The sequence below is a fragment of the Pseudomonas sp. CFBP2511 genome, from assembly GCF_030209255.1.
GTDB lineage: Bacteria > Pseudomonadota > Gammaproteobacteria > Pseudomonadales > Pseudomonadaceae > Aquipseudomonas > Aquipseudomonas avellanae.
In genome coordinates this window covers 20,067-34,565 of the sequence record NZ_JARVSI010000008.1, presented here as the reverse complement: position 1 = coordinate 34,565, position 14,499 = coordinate 20,067, and the positions used below count along the sequence as shown (strand labels likewise).

General features: G+C 58.3%; 12 protein-coding genes. 3 read left to right on the top strand and 9 right to left on the bottom strand.

Annotated features, from left to right (window positions below; genetic code table 11):
• The first annotated feature begins 78 nt into the window (after nt 1-78).
• Nucleotides 79-1,080: a hypothetical protein gene (locus tag QRN38_RS07450; protein ID WP_057418096.1), complete on the top strand. Its 1,002-nt coding sequence runs from the start codon at nt 79-81 to the stop codon at nt 1,078-1,080.
• A 110-nt stretch (nt 1,081-1,190) separates the two neighbouring features.
• On the opposite strand, the gene QRN38_RS07445 is transcribed toward QRN38_RS07450, so the two are convergent.
• Nucleotides 1,191-1,637, bottom strand: coding sequence for an NUDIX hydrolase (locus QRN38_RS07445; RefSeq protein WP_057418088.1), 447 nt, complete (start codon nt 1,635-1,637; stop codon nt 1,191-1,193).
• Nucleotides 1,638-1,879: 242 nt separating this feature from the next.
• Between QRN38_RS07445 and QRN38_RS07440 the strand changes: the two genes are divergently transcribed.
• Both QRN38_RS07440 and QRN38_RS07435 read left to right on the top strand, forming a co-directional pair.
• Complete coding sequence (locus QRN38_RS07440; protein WP_007243910.1) at nt 1,880-3,241, top strand: methyl-accepting chemotaxis protein; 1,362 nt, start codon at nt 1,880-1,882, stop codon at nt 3,239-3,241.
• Between the two features lie 430 nt (nt 3,242-3,671).
• Nucleotides 3,672-5,177 carry a putative bifunctional diguanylate cyclase/phosphodiesterase gene (locus QRN38_RS07435; RefSeq protein ID WP_057418089.1) on the top strand — a complete coding sequence of 502 codons (1,506 nt, stop codon included), beginning with the start codon at nt 3,672-3,674 and terminating at the stop codon, nt 5,175-5,177.
• Between the two features lie 250 nt (nt 5,178-5,427).
• Here the strand turns inward: QRN38_RS07435 and QRN38_RS07430 are convergent, their stop codons facing one another.
• The 8 genes from QRN38_RS07430 to QRN38_RS07395 are packed head-to-tail and all read right to left on the bottom strand — an operon-like array spanning nt 5,428 to nt 14,499.
• Entirely contained in the window at nt 5,428-6,699 is a 1,272-nt protein-coding gene (locus tag QRN38_RS07430) for a vWA domain-containing protein (protein WP_057418090.1), read from the bottom strand.
• 55 nt (nt 6,700-6,754) lie between these two features.
• Nucleotides 6,755-7,255, bottom strand: a complete 501-nt coding sequence (locus tag QRN38_RS07425; protein ID WP_007243907.1) for a hypothetical protein — start codon at nt 7,253-7,255, stop codon at nt 6,755-6,757.
• Nucleotides 7,256-7,262: 7 nt separating this feature from the next.
• The gene (locus QRN38_RS07420; protein ID WP_005771467.1) at nt 7,263-8,003 is read right to left on the bottom strand and encodes a lipoprotein; all 741 of its coding nucleotides are present in this window, start codon (nt 8,001-8,003) and stop codon (nt 7,263-7,265) included.
• A gap of 32 nt (nt 8,004-8,035) precedes the next feature.
• Nucleotides 8,036-9,544 carry an SUMF1/EgtB/PvdO family nonheme iron enzyme gene (locus QRN38_RS07415; protein ID WP_005771465.1) on the bottom strand — a complete coding sequence of 503 codons (1,509 nt, stop codon included), beginning with the start codon at nt 9,542-9,544 and terminating at the stop codon, nt 8,036-8,038.
• 28 nt (nt 9,545-9,572) lie between these two features.
• The gene (locus QRN38_RS07410; protein ID WP_057418091.1) at nt 9,573-10,796 is read right to left on the bottom strand and encodes an FtsX-like permease family protein; all 1,224 of its coding nucleotides are present in this window, start codon (nt 10,794-10,796) and stop codon (nt 9,573-9,575) included.
• Nucleotides 10,780-11,472 carry an ABC transporter ATP-binding protein gene (locus QRN38_RS07405; protein ID WP_057418092.1) on the bottom strand — a complete coding sequence of 231 codons (693 nt, stop codon included), beginning with the start codon at nt 11,470-11,472 and terminating at the stop codon, nt 10,780-10,782. The genes QRN38_RS07410 and QRN38_RS07405 overlap by 17 nt, the downstream gene beginning before the upstream one ends.
• Nucleotide 11,473: 1 nt before the next feature.
• Nucleotides 11,474-13,435, bottom strand: coding sequence for a vWA domain-containing protein (locus QRN38_RS07400; RefSeq protein WP_057418097.1), 1,962 nt, complete (start codon nt 13,433-13,435; stop codon nt 11,474-11,476).
• A gap of 26 nt (nt 13,436-13,461) precedes the next feature.
• A complete protein-coding gene (locus tag QRN38_RS07395) occupies nt 13,462-14,499 on the bottom strand; it encodes a hypothetical protein (protein WP_057418093.1) in 1,038 nt (345 codons plus the stop codon).

Below are 14,499 nucleotides of genomic sequence, written 5' to 3'. Positions count from 1 at the left end.
CGATATGTCAAAGCCGAAATGCTACTATCACGACCGCCAGGCATTCACGGCAGCACTCAAAGAATCGAGGGATTGAAAATGAGCTGGAAAGGAACGCTACGTTCTCTGGAAGCGTCGGCCAGAAGATCTGAACGTAATTCACAGCGGCGTCAGCGGGAGCTGCAAAAACGCCAAGCGCAATACGCCAAAATGGAAGCACTGGAGCAAGCCACGTATGAGGTGGATGTCTACAACAACCAAGTCGACGTCCTGCTCTCGGTTCACAAAGAATGCGGAGAGGACATAGACTGGTCGTCGTTCATAAGCCGTGCTGAGCCCGTCCAGCCTCGCCTGAGCAATATCGCCGAGATTGAAGCGCTCACGCGTGAGCAAACATTCGTCCCTGGTCTTTTCGTAAGGCTTTTCGGGCTTGAGAACAGGCAACGTAAAAAGCTCAAGGCCATGGTCGAATTGGCAAGGCAAGCCGATAACGACCGCTTTACTCAAGAAACTCAGAATTGGCGAACTGAGCACAGTGATTGGCAACAGGAATTCAGTCTGGCAACCAGAATCATCACGGGCGAGGCGCAAGCAAAACTTGATGCCATCGAAAGACTCGACCCGTTTAGTGACATTGCTCACTTGGGCACATCAATAAAATTCTCTGTCGGGACGTCTGGCGTTATCGAAGCAACGCTGAATGTACATGGCTCGCGTGTTGTCCCGTCCGAGATAAAGTCACTGCTACAAAGCGGCAAGCTGTCTACCAAACAGATGCCCATCAGCAAATATAATGAGCTTCTCCAGGACTACGTCTGCAGTTGTGTGATGCGGGTAGGGCGAGAGCTACTCGCATTGCTGCCGGATGACATTGTGATTGTCACAGCGGTAGACGCGCTTCTGAATTCGGCTACAGGCCATGTCGAAGACCTGCCGGTTCTGAGCGTTGTGTTTTCGGGTCAAACGCTGAGTAGGCTCAATGTAGAGGCTGTAGACCCGTCGGAGGCTATGAAGAACTTCACTCACAACATGGTGTTCAAAAAAGCCTCCGGTTTCGCACCGGTTCAGCGGGTCGAACCGCCTTCACCGCATCGCGTATAAGCGTCAGCACCAACGTCAAATAGTGCACAGACTATTGTCCAGAGCATCTACCCGGCACCATTATTTACGATCAAAGGCCAGCCAGAAAACCCTGCCCCCCGCCTGAGCACTCAGTCGAGCAGGCAAGCTTTCCTGAGTAGTTCGGACAGGCCTTCAGGCACCAGCGCAGATGCAGCAGTGAAGCTGGAAGCTGAATGCCATGCCGCCTTGAACGGTGAGCCATCGCTTTCAACGCCCTCCAGCCAAGGTCTCTCGTAGACTGCTGCATCCTCAAACCTGGCGTCGTAGACCTGGACGATCTCGTGCCCTCGCTTGCCCGCATAGGTGAAAATGCTTTCTAACGTGCCAATCAATCGAACGGTGCTGATCGAGAGCCCCAACTCTTCATGCACCTCGCGAACGATGGCATCGATGCTCCGTTCGCCAAACTCGATACCACCACCAACAGGGCGAAAAAAGCTTCGCTTTTCGACGGCGTCGTAGAATGGGTTGACCAGTATTTTTCCGTGATGGTGGAAAATGCAAAGCGCGAGAGGACGAATGCGGGGTTCTGACACGAGTAAAACTCCTTTTAGCGCTCTGCCGGTTAACTGGCCGTAGCAGCGGGTCTTTTATTCAGCTAGATCTGAATGACAGCAAATCCAAAACTTAATTCATCTCAAATTTACAATTGCCCAACATGCAGTAAAACTCGTACATACGAATAAATTTGCAGTTTGGATCCTAAATAAAATTTCATAATGTATACCCGTCTTTTTTTGACGTTTAGTTTGGCAAGTGCGCTAAAGGTTTCGAGTTAATGACCGATGAAGAGTGCAAGCCCAAACTGTCCCGGATAGCCGCAATGTTCAACTCTCATTTGAAAAAAACCAACCAGGCATTGGAGCGCCGCCTCGCCATGCTCGAGCAAGCAGGGCACATTCTGAATCTGGAGACCGTTGCCGTCGTTCTGGACAGGCAGGGCAAGGTGCAGACCGTCAACGGCCTGTTCGAGACGGAGCTGAGCTACTCACAAAGCGAGATCGCCGGGCGTAGCCTTTCTGAAATGAGCCCGCCCGAGTTGAGCGGCGACACTCACCAGAAGCGCGCTTTGGCTGCGATTCGGGACGGCAAGCATTTCAGCGGTACGTTGCGGCTGGTCAGCAAGACAGGTGCAAGGGTCTGGTTGAGGACTGTGGTGGTGCCGTTCAAGAATGAGACTGGCGGCATCGAGCAGATCACGTTGTACTCAAGCGTTTTGACCCGAACTATTGAGGCCTCGCGTGAGAATGAGGCGCTGGTCAATGCGTTACAGCGGTCCACCGCCGTCATCGAATTCACCCTTGACGGAATGGTCATTACCGCCAATGACAACTTCCTGAAAGCGATGGGTTATGAGCTGAATCAGATAAAGGGCAAGCATCACAAGATGTTCTGCGTGCCTGAAGAATCCAACGCTGACGCGTATAGCCACTTCTGGGAAAGATTGCGTCGAGGCGAGTTTATCGTCGATCGTTTTCGCCGGGTCGACAAGTCTGGCCGCGACGTGTGGCTGGAGGCGTCCTATAACCCTATTACCGACGCAAACGGCAAGCTCTATAAAATTGCAAAGTTCGCGACGGTTATTACTGAGCAGGTTGAGCGTGAAAAGGCCGTTGCCGAAGCGTCGGACATGGCCTATCAAACGTCCATCGATACCGATGCCAGTGCACAGCAAGGACGAAAGGTCATCAAGGACACGCTGCAGATGCTGGGTCAGTTGACGATTTCCATGGAAGACGCCACGCGAGGCATCGAGGCACTGGACTCTCAGAGCCAGGTGATTGGCACGATCATAAAAACCATCAGCGGGATCGCCGAGCAAACCAATCTGCTCGCGTTGAACGCCGCCATCGAAGCTGCCCGGGCCGGTGAACAGGGCAGGGGGTTCGCGGTAGTGGCCGACGAGGTCCGCCAGTTGGCGTCGCGCACGACAAAAGCGGCAGAAGAAGTGGTCAACGTCGTCAAGAAGAACCAGAGCCTGGCGTCCGAGGCAGTCAATGTAATCGTACGCAGTACCGAACAGGCTTCCGGCGCACTGGAACTGGCTAACGATGCAGATCGTGTCATCCAGGAAATCCAGCAAGGCGCGAACACGGTAGTGCGCGCCGTCAGCCGTTTTGTTAATCAGCGTTCGAGTTAGTGTCGAGCCGTTAAGGCGTGATACATGAACCTTGAAGAGCCCGTAACGGGCTGCGGTGTGGGAGTGGCCGGGGCGGCGGTCCGCGTTGCTCACGAAGGCGATGGCTCAAACGCTCATTTCAAGGGCTCACCAAGGATTTAACGTTATATAAGTTTCAATGAGACGATTAATAGACGTTCATGAAACAGCGGCACACGGGTGTAACGGACAACGCCTGGTAATACGGGGCCAGCGGTCTTCAAGGCTGGCGCCGCATTACCGATAACCTGCCCATCGCCGTAGCACCCGTCGTCATTCGAGCGTAACCCTTATGCCAGTTATCCGCAGCCCGCGAACGGTCCGTAAATACCTTTACACCGTATTATGGTTTTACTTGTTTTCAATTTTTCTGTTGGCGGTGGTGTGGGAATTCAAGCTTGAATCCCTCGCTATGTACGCGATGGACTTGCCGTATGACCCGGACTTCGAAGATGCTGAACGGTGGCGTTTTGTATTGACGTCAACTGCGTTTGCGCTGCTGTCGATGGTGGTGCCTTTTATTCTTCTAAAGCGCCTGATGCAACGGTTGCAAAGCAGCTACAACGACTCGCTGGTGGCGCAAGCGCTCAGCGATTCGCTGGCCCGGCATGATCCGTTGTCCGGCCTGCTTAATCGTCGGGTGTTTCACGAGCAGCTGGTTGCGCGCCTGCAGCAAGAATCTACCCGGACTGCAGTTTTCCTGATCGACCTGGATAAATTCAAACTGATCAACGACACCCACGGTCATGCGGTGGGAGACGCGGCTATTTGCGCCGTTGCAGAAAGCCTGCGAGACGCGACAGCAGGGTGGCAAGCGTCAGTGGCGCGACTGGGGGGAGACGAGTTCGGTCTGGCGGTCAGTGGTGATTTCAATCAGTTTGAGTTGGCAACGCTGGCTGAAAATGTATTGGCTAAAATCGCACTGTCCAGCGCCGTTTTGCCACGTGTGATCCTCAGTGCAACGTTGGGCGTTGCCATTTCACCACTGGACGGTTCGGATGCCGAAGTCCTGCTGCAACGTGCTGACAGCGCCATGTACCGCGGTAAACACAGCGGGCGTGCCACGTTTCATTTCTATGAGGTGAGCTTTGAGCGCGAACAGCGCCTGCAGGAAGTGTTCGCGCAGGAACTCAGGCACGCTATCGAAGAGAAACATATCCAGCCGTTCTATCAGCCGATTGTCAGTCTTCCTGAGCAACGCCTTGCGGGGTTTGAACTGCTGGCGCGATGGCTGCACCCAGAGCGGGGGATCATCCTGCCGATGGACTTCATACCCGTGGCGGAACAGTTGGGTCTGATCAAACAACTGACTGAAAGTCTGTTGCTGCAGGCCTTTGATCATGCACGTGACTGGCCGAGCGACTTTACGCTTTCCATCAACGTCACTTCATTGATGATCGAAAGCCTCGACTTCCCCGAATGGCTGGAGCAACTGGCATGCGAAGGCAGATTCCCATTGAATCGACTGGAAGTGGAAGTGACGGAAAATACCCTGGTGGCCAATGTCGACAGTGCACGTTTGAACCTGGAGTGCCTGCGCGCCATGGGGGTGAGTGTTGCTCTGGACGATTTCGGTACTGGCTATTCAGGGCTTTACCACCTGACCAAGCTGGCCATCGACAAAATCAAGATCGACCGGTCTTTCTTTGACACCTCGCTGGATAACCAGAATGAGATGGTCAAGGCTATCCTCGCCCTGGGCAAGAGTTTGCGCATGAAGATCACCGCAGAAGGTGTAGAGCACGAAGACCTGGCGCACTGGCTGGCCGCTCATGAGTGTGATTTTGCTCAAGGTTACCTGTTTGGACGGCCATTACCCTTGGCTCAGGTGACAGCGCTGCTGGCAATGAGTGAACTGGCCGGGCCGGTCAGGGCGCAGCCAATGTCGTGTAGTTCTTCGGTGACCAAAGGCGTATAGCGAAAGGCTTACGCGAGGAGGAGTGGATCCACTCTGTACGCCGCCTTGGGAAAGTCGCAATCTACCCCCATCAACTGCAGCGCAGGAAGCGTTGCAGAGGTCACGGATGATCACCATTGCCGGGATGGCTACTGACAGGACGTCGGGATGGTATTGATAGAAAAACGACCCGCTTCGGCGGGTTTTTTTATGGCCGTGTAGTTGAGTGCACGGCCGGCGCTGAGGCCGGCGTGACCGAGAATAGCCGCGTTTAATGGCCAGTTGCCTGTGCGCCCGCGCACGCAGGTGTTGCTGCCACTTCTTCCATGGCCTCGCGCAGCATTTTTTGTACCTCGCCGACTTCGCGGGCAGCATATACACGCCCCCCGGTATTGTCCGCGATGCAGTTGGAAAGCTTGCTCTCGCTGATGTTGACGACGTTAACACGCAACCTTGGCTGCTCACGGGCGATGCGGGCTGACACCTCGCACGCGTTTTGCCCGCAACCGTCCTCGCCATCGACAAACATCACCACCAGGGCATCCTTGAGACGCCCGTCCACAAGGCTGGCTGCTTTGGCAAGGCTGGCCGCCAGAGGCGTGCCGCGGTCTGCGCTGAGTTGTCCAACCCCGGCCAGCAGTTGTTGCCGAGCGTCACGGCGGAACACGCCTTGATCAACCGTGCCCTCGCAGCCCTGGAATGTGATCAAGCGTGTATCGATGTCGGGATGCAGTTGGCCGATCATCGCTGCAAAGGCTTGCTTGGCGACCGTCAGGCGGGTGGGTTCAGTCAGCACACGAGCTTTTCTCGGGTTGTCATCAGGCAGCGCGCCGCCGACCTGAGCCATCCAGGCTTCGTCTTCGGAAGAGGTGTTGATGTTCAGGTTCATCGAGCCTGAGGTGTCCAGCACCACAGCAAAATCAGGTACCGGCGCACCCGCTGTGCAGGAGTAGTTACCCATCGGGGCCGGTTTGAACACGATCCACACGCCGCCGCGCCATGCCCAGAGCAGCCACAGCAGGATCAACAGCAACGGCAGTAACAGCAGCAAAAACGGAATGCGCAGCCACCAGCGCCTCGATGGCGGGCTGGCGCGTGTTGCCGCAGGTGGCGTCGCCGTTGCAGCGACCGGAGTTACGGGGGGCGCTGGCGGCGCCAGGCCCCAGCGGATGACCACAGGTTCTTGATTGAGGCTGTAAAGATTGTCCAGTGCCGGGGCGCCGACCAGTGTACGAAGGCTGTTGGCCTCGTCAGCTTTATTGCGCGCCTGCAACTCATCCGCCAACTGCACGATGGCCTGCTGGCGTTGTGTGTAGCGTGCGAGCAACGCCTGTTGTGCGACAGGGTCGAGGCTGTTATAGGGCAGGGGCTGACCGCCAAGTTCAGACCACCATTGCAGTGCGCCATCGGCACCCGCACGCGGGATGGCAAACAGGCTGGATACGCTGGGCGGAAAGTGGCGACGCAGCAAGGCTACCTTGCTCTCCAGCGTGTTCAGCAGCTCGGCAGGATGGGACGTGGTGTCGATAGTGATGCGTTGCATGGGGACGGTCCGCAATCAGAAAAGGCCCCTTGGGGCCTTTGGAGAAATTTACGCTTTACTCGTAGCCCAGACTGAGCTGCAGCCTGGAAACCTTTTGTTGCAGGGCTTTGAGTTCCTGCTTGCGCGCCTCGATTACTGCCGGGTCGGTACTGGCGGTGACCTGCTTCTTGGCAGCCATCTGTTTTTCCAGATCCGCGATCTGCTGCTGCGCCTGCGCCTTGTTGGCATGCCTGGCCTTGAGCTGGCTCAACAGCTTGCTCATGGAGCCGTCCAGCGCTGCCTGCTGCCTTTGCTGCTCGGCAAGACTCTTGCTGGTCGACTGTTGCTGGGCTTGCAAGGCGTCGTACACGTCACGAAAGGAGGCGTTTTCGGCGCGTGCAGCGGTGAGTGCCTGTTCGCGTTGGCGGACCTGATCACTGTAACCACCGGAGTGATCGCAGTTCATCTTGGTGATCAGGCTCGCCTCGACGTTGTTTGAATCACAGCTGCCGGGCTGAGTGGCGCAGCCGGCCATCAGCAACAGGGCCGAGCTGGCAATCAGTGCTCGAATATTCATGTTCATCTCAACCTAAGGTGATGGCTTGGCGCTGGCTGTAGAGGCCATCCACTTCTTTTTGCAAGGACGCGACCTTGCTGTTCATTTTGCTGATCTCGCCGTCGATCGCAGTGACCTGCGTGCCGCCGTCGCTGGCGCGCTCAAGATCAGCGGTCTTCTTGTACTCAGCCACTTTGGAGCGCATGCCGGTCAGGTCCTTGTTCATCTGCGCCAGGTTGCTGTCGACACTGGCGATCTCTTGCTGTGCCTTGGCTTTGTCCAGCGTCTTGGTTTTGATCGACTTCTGGATACCGGCGATGCGCTCTTTGTCGTCGTTGATCACCTGTTGCAGCGTGTAGGTGCGCTGGGCCACTTTTTCGGTGTCGGCTTTTACGTCGTCATTCATCAACTGCAGGCGCTGTGCGGTATTGGAGTACTTGCTGCGACGGTAGTCGTAGTAATAGTTCGCCCCCATGGCCACGCCGCACGCTGCAATACCGGCCACGACCATGCATTTAACCTTGTCGCTGGGGCTCGCCACGGCACAGGCCAGAATGCCAACCCCGGCAGCGGCCGCGCAGGCGGTGAGGCCCGAAGTGGAGAAAAATGACGAATCGGTACTTTTGGTCAGGCGCGGATCGGGGTCGGTGCCGGAACCACCGAGCATGCTGCTGCCGGTGCCGTTGTTGGCACAGCCGGCCAGCACCAGGCTGACAGAGATCATCAGGCCCAACAGGACCCTCGGCAGATGGCTACGTACGTGTTTCATGCTGTTGCTCCTTGAGTAAGCTTGACGTCGAGTCACTGGACTGCCTTGCAGCGGTTTAGCCACGCGTCGGTGTCGATCTTCTGGGTTTTCAGAAATGCCTGCTGATTGACCCAGTGGGTCTGCAAGTACGGCTTGAGTTCTTTGAGTTGTTCGTTGCGGCTGATGATTTCGCCCATGACCGGTATTTGCCGGGCCAGCAGCGGCTCGCCGTAGAGCGTGGCGGAGTCCACCAGGCTGCTTGCGTAATAACGGCTGAGCTTGTGCAGTCGGTCTTTCTGTTCGTCGAGCTTGCCTTTGCGCATCGGGCAACTGGCGTCCTGCTCTGCGGCCGAGCAATTGAGCGCGTAGTTCTTCTGCAGGAAGTCCAGGTATTTGCCATCGTCAAGCATTTTTGTGCAGAGAAAGGCCCCAAGGTTGAGGCTGGCGCGGATCGCCTGGTCGCGGGTTTCTTCCTGTTGCTGGTTGCTGGCGCGCAGTTGGTTTTCCAGGGCCTTGAGTTTCTCTTTCAAGGCTTCGTCGGCGACGCCGGAGGCCAGTGTACCCAGCGCCTGCACGGCACTCTTGTCTTCGCCCTGGCTGGTGTCACCGCTGCCGGTGCCGAGCTTTTTCCAACTGGTTTCGATGCTGCTGACGCGCTCGCGAGAGGTCAGAGTGCTGGACGCCAACGCCAGACGCACGCCGGTGGTTTTACTGGTGGCTGCGGCCTTGGCGTCGTAGTAGTTGCGCTCTTTGCGCAGCGAGCTTCGCAGCTCGCCCTGTGCTGTACGGAAATCACCGCCGCGCACGACATAACCGCCAGCCTGGCCATGCTGGCGGTCGAGCTTGTTCAGTCGGAACGGCTCGAACATCATCTCGTCGACGTTGCCCAGCATGTCGTGCAGACCGAGCGGGTTGGGTTTGAGCAAGCCGGACAGTTGTAACTGGCCATTGGCCGATTGCGTTCCGGCAAACCATTCGTAGGCGTTTACGCCTTCCGGCATCGGATAACGCAGGTCACGAAACTCCGCCGTGCTGACGTTCAGCCCTCCGCGCGCGGCAAACTCCCATTCCACCTCGGTAGGCAGGCGTAAGAACCCTGCCACGCCATCTTCTTTCGGCAGTTTGTCGGCGGCGTTTTCACGCAGCCAGATGTTGTATTTATCGGCGGCCTCCATCGCCTGCATCCAGCTCAGCGACACCACGGGCAGGCGCTGCTTGTTCGACGGCGCGGGGCATTCAGCCTGAGTCAGTGCGCTGTATTGCAGTACCGTCATTTCGTACTTCGCCAAGAGGTAGTAACGCGATTTGGCATTTTTTTCGGTGGTAAAGCTTCCTGCGATAAACGCCGGATGAGTTTGCTCTACGTAACCGTATTCAGCGTTGTCGCCGCCGATATTGACGGGGTAGTCATCCAGAGGGCCAGCCAGCGGGATGTACACCTTGCGAAAGACCATCGCGCCGTCACAGGGCATCGGCAGCACGACGTCTTCAGCGTCAGGCATCGGGTTGTAGAGTTTCTCTTCCCAGGCAGCGGCAAACGTCTGAAGGCTGATCAGGGTCAAGGGTACAAAGAGCAAATGGCCCCAGTGTCTAGAGTTCACGCAGACTCTCCGCAGGTTGAATTCGGATGGCTCGGGTGGCACCTGCCAGCGCAACCAGCGCTGATACCACCAGCGCAAGCGCCAGTGCGGCAAGGCCGTGCAACGGGGTGATCTGACATATGAAACCGCCGGTGATGCGCTGGCCGCCCAGCAGGTGATTGAACGCCTCGCTGCCGGCAAAGTAGAACCCCAGGCCGCCGACATAGCCGACTACGGCCAGCAGTAATGCCTGCAGGACCAGATAGCCCGCCACTGCGGGCGCGGTGAAGCCCATGAGCCGCAACAAGGCGAGGCTGCGGCGTTTGCGATCGATGTTCGCGAGGAAGGCGCCTATCAGCGAAGCGATGCAGCCCAGCAAAGCAGCCCCGGCGATCACGCCGAAGATTACGCTCAGCACGTGATTGATGGCTTTGACATTGTCGATATCGGCCAGCCGGCTGCCTGTTTCGATATGTTGCTCGTTCAACCAGCGCTCCAGTGGCGCGACGCTGTCGATGTCACGGGCGTACAGACGAGCGCGGGCGTAGCGGGGCGCAAGCTGGTATTCTGCCTGACCGCGGGTGGCACCGAGGGCAGAAATGGCAAAACCGTCTCGAAAATGCTCCAGTTGCAGCAACAGATCGGGATGGGCAAATGCGGCGGGCCTGGAAAAGCGGGCTGCCGGCAACACAGCGACCAGCGTCAGCGTGGTTTCGCCTCGTTCGGGCGCGCCGTCCAGACGACGCTGCACGGCTAGACGCAGCGTATCGCCGGGGACCAGCGCCAAACGCTCGGCAGCGGCGTTGCTGAGAATCACCTGGCCCGGCAGGATGGCCATGGCCTGTGCAGCCAGTAAAGGGTCACCCGGCCCGGTGGGCAGGATTTCGGCATTGTCGACAAAGCGACCGCGACTGCCGATCAGGTCGGCCTGGGTGTTGAGCGAGCGGGTCATGCCAAGGGCAAAGCCGGTTTCGGGCCGCTGTTGCAGCCTGTTCAGCCACTGCTCGTCGTAGTTGCCACTGCTGAGCAACTTGATTTCAAGGTTACGTGGGTCGCGCAGCAGTTCTGCCTGCAGTTGGCCGACCACGCCATGTTTGAGGCCGAACAGCAGCAGCAACGGCGCGATCACGGCGACCAGCGAAGCGGCAATGCAAAGCGACACTTTGCGGTCGTGCCACAGGTCTGCAATGGCCAGGCGTGCCAGCAGGCCAAGACGCTTAAAAGGCCGGTTCAAAACGCGTCTCCCCAGCCACACTGACGGCGTTCAAGCGGGGCAGGCCAAAGCTGTCCACCAGTTGCCAGTCGTGCGAGACGATCAGCGCACTCAGGCCTAGTTCGTCGACCAGGCTCAACAGCAGTTCAAACAACTGCCGGGCGTTATGCGGGTCCAGCGCTGCGGTAGGCTCGTCGGCCAGAATAAGGCGTGGCAGATGGGCAATGGCGCGCACGCAGGCGACGCGTTGACGTTCGCCGATCGACAGCGCCTGCGGCAACTGGTCCAGCAAAGGCTCAAGACGCAGCGCGGTAATGGCCCGGTCGACATGATCGCTTTTGCTGTCCAGCCCCGATAACCGGCGGGGCAGATTGATGTTGTCGCGGATGTTCAGAAACGGCAGCAGCCCGCCACTTTGCAGGACGAAACCCAGCGAGCGCGCCCGTACATCCGCCAGTGCCGGCTGATCATCGGCTGCCAGCAGGGCAGCGATGTCCACGCCATCAAGGTTGTATTGCGCGATGCTCTGAGTGGCCAGCAGCAAACCAAGGGCTTCAAGCAGGGTGCTTTTGCCGCAGCCGCTTTCGCCGGTAATCGCCACCACCTGCCCACGCGCCAGGTTCAGCTCGGGCAGGTGCACCCGGTGTGCCTGTGTGCCGCTCCCTCGCTGCACGTTCAGTCCTTTGATTTGGAGCATGTCAGGGCATCATTTCCAGGGGCACCGGATACACGTTGTCACGCGCATCACTGCCTTCGGCCAATGGAACCCAGCGATCCACATCGGCGTTGTAGACCTGGTAGTGACGCAGCTTGGTCGACAACGTACGGATGAATTTCTCTTGCGCAAGACCGTCCCAGCTTTTCCAGGTGTCCTCATCCAGGTTGAGCACTTCGCTGTGGTAGGGCAAATCGTCCAGATACTCGCCCAACACACCCAGTTCCGACAGCTTGGCGGTGCCGTTCTGCTTGAGCTGGTTGGGGTCCGTGCCCATTGTCGCGGCGACCGAGCGTAGCCGCTCGAACATTTCGCTTGGGGAGATCATGCCTTCGTTGGCGGCATCAAGGATTTTCTTGAGCACATCACTCAGGTCGCTGAGTTGTGACTTGGTCAGCAATACCCGCACATCGGTGGTCGGGACGTTCTGCTTGATCGGGTCGCGGTCGGCGATCCACGCCTGAAACACCGGTGGTGCCTGGCTGCCGGTCTTTTCGCCAAGGTAGGCCAGGCGCATGGCATGGCCGATAAGCGCGGCGTCATCGAGCATCTTCTGTTCGGCGGGCGCAGGCTTGGAGTTCATGGCGCTGCCAATCGCGTCGTCACCCATATAAGCGGCTTTGACTTGACCGGTGATAGCGCTGGCCAGCGCATCGACCTTGCTGCCAAAGGCATTCAGATCACCCGCGTCAACCGGGTAGTAAAGCGAAGTGTTGGTGCCCGTGTAAGTGGACAGCGCCTGATACTGCGCCTCTGCCTTAGCGTGGTCCTTGGCACCTGCAGCTGTTTTCAGGTGCAGAGTGTAAATGGCCACACCCGGGTTGCTGGCTTCGATCCGGACCTGCTCGGCGTTCAGCCCGGTCCCGGACAGCTTGTCATCGCCATCCAGCGCGCCCGCATCGGTAATCAAGACCACATAACGCGCGCCGAACGGGCTCCAGTCCACCTTGTCGATGGCCTGCATGACACCTGCGTAGGAGTCTTCATTGAAGCTCTTGCTCGACACCTTGGCCTGCTTCAGGTCTGCGGCTTTGGCCAGGAAGTCTGCACCGTCTTTTACGGTGTTGGGGTCGGCATACATTTTGGTCACGTACTCAAGCCCCGGCACCGCCTGGGTACTGGAGCGAAACGCGACCAGGCCGAACTTCACCTGACGCCCGAGGTTTTCCTTGGCAATCTGCGCGTAGACCTTGGCGATTGCCTCCCGAGTGCGCTCGATGTACGGGTCCATGGAAATGGTCGAGTCGATCACGAACACCACGGCGGCACTGAACTCTTTGAGCTGGCTGGTGGCGTTTGCCGCTGTCTGGGCCGGGTTCTGGCCCTGACTCGCCCCGGACTGGGCCTGCTGAGCGGCTGCGACTGCGTCGGCCTTGCTCACCGACGCCACATTGAGAATGCGAGTGCGAAACCCCGCTTCGGTCATGACTTCTTCGCCGCTCAGTACAGGCAGCAGATAAAACTGCTTTTGCATGTCGATGAAGTATTCCGGCTCCTGGGCCAGCACGCCAGGTGCCACCGTGCTCTGCTTGAGCTTGGCACGTAGCGGGGCGACGAGGCTTACCGGGTCGGGTGCGTCCAGAATGCTTTCAAGCGTTTTGCGCTCCTTGAAAAACATCAGCCGGTCGCGGTTGGCCGGGTTAGTGAATGCCAGGGTGAGCTGCATTTTCCAGTCAACGGTGCACGATGCTGGCAGCCACCCGGAGGTTTTACCGAAGCTGTCCGGCCCCACTTTGATCCATTCGGCATTGCCTGCATTGGCATGCTCGTAAACGTAGAAACGGCTGAACGGAGGCTGCTCGGCGCCGGCAGGACCGCCGGCGGCAGGGCTCAGGTGGCAACCCGGCGTGGTCAGCACGCGCTGAAACAGGGTCTTTTTGCCTTCCTGCAGCAACGGTTTGTCGGCCGCCGAGGCCAGGCCGGCACCTACGCACAAAAAGGCCATGAGGGTCAGTGAAAAAGGGCGCACGGTCACGGCTTGAGCTCCTTCAGGCGTTGCGCGGCTTCTGCGTTGTCTGCCTGATAGCCCAGAATGGTTTCGTACCAGTAAGCGGCAGTGGCATTGTCCGGCGCAGTGAAACAGGCGCTGGGTTGCAGGTATTTGGGGTCGTACTCACGCGCGTAGGCCTGAGCCACTTCGACGTTGCCGGCCTGGGCGCGATTGGCGTAGAGCCGCTGGGCGACACCGCATTGCTTGTTGCTTTTGGCCAGGCCGATGACGTTCAACAGTGTTGCGCTGTCAGGGGCCTGCTTGATGCAGCCTTGTACGAAGCTCAACTCGTTTTCGGTGTTCAACGCTTCAACGCTGCAAGGCGCGGCGGGCGCTGCCGGAGGAGACGCGACATCGGCAGGAGTCGTTGCAGCGGCAGCAGCAGTTGGCTCGGGGGCAGGCGGCTTCTTGAGCCAGAACCACAGCCCTGCGGCGATGATGGCGAGCAATGCCAGACCGATAATCAGCAGCAGCACCGTACGGTTTTTGGCTTGGGGCAGCGGTGCCGGAGGTACGGGCTCGACAATCGGCTCCGGCAATGGCGGCTCGATGGTTTCAGGCTGCGCAATCGGGGCAGGTTCTGGCATCGGCTGCACGGTCGGTTGTGCCGGGGCGATGCTGACGGTGGTTTGCGCGGCACCGGGACCGGTGGCACTGCCCGCGCCGGAGAGGGCCAGGCCCTCCATCAATTTCATTGGGTTATCGTCTTCGCCACTGCCGTCCGGGTTGCGCAGGCGAAAATTGAATACCCCGGTGGCCGAGTTCTGCAGAAGCGGGTCGACGATGTCCGGGCCTACTTCATGGCTGATCGAATCGCCATGGGCGTCTTCCACAAAATGCTGGGCGAACCAGCAGGGCGCATTGGCCCATTGCTGGTTGTGTTGCAGGTAGTAATCGTCCTGGTTGCGCTGAATGGCAAATTCCAGATTACCTGCGTCATGCTCCCAGCCACGTACCTGGAGAAAGCCACTGCCGGGAGCCGGGCTCGCCAGCGGTGAGAGTTTGATGGTGATGGACAT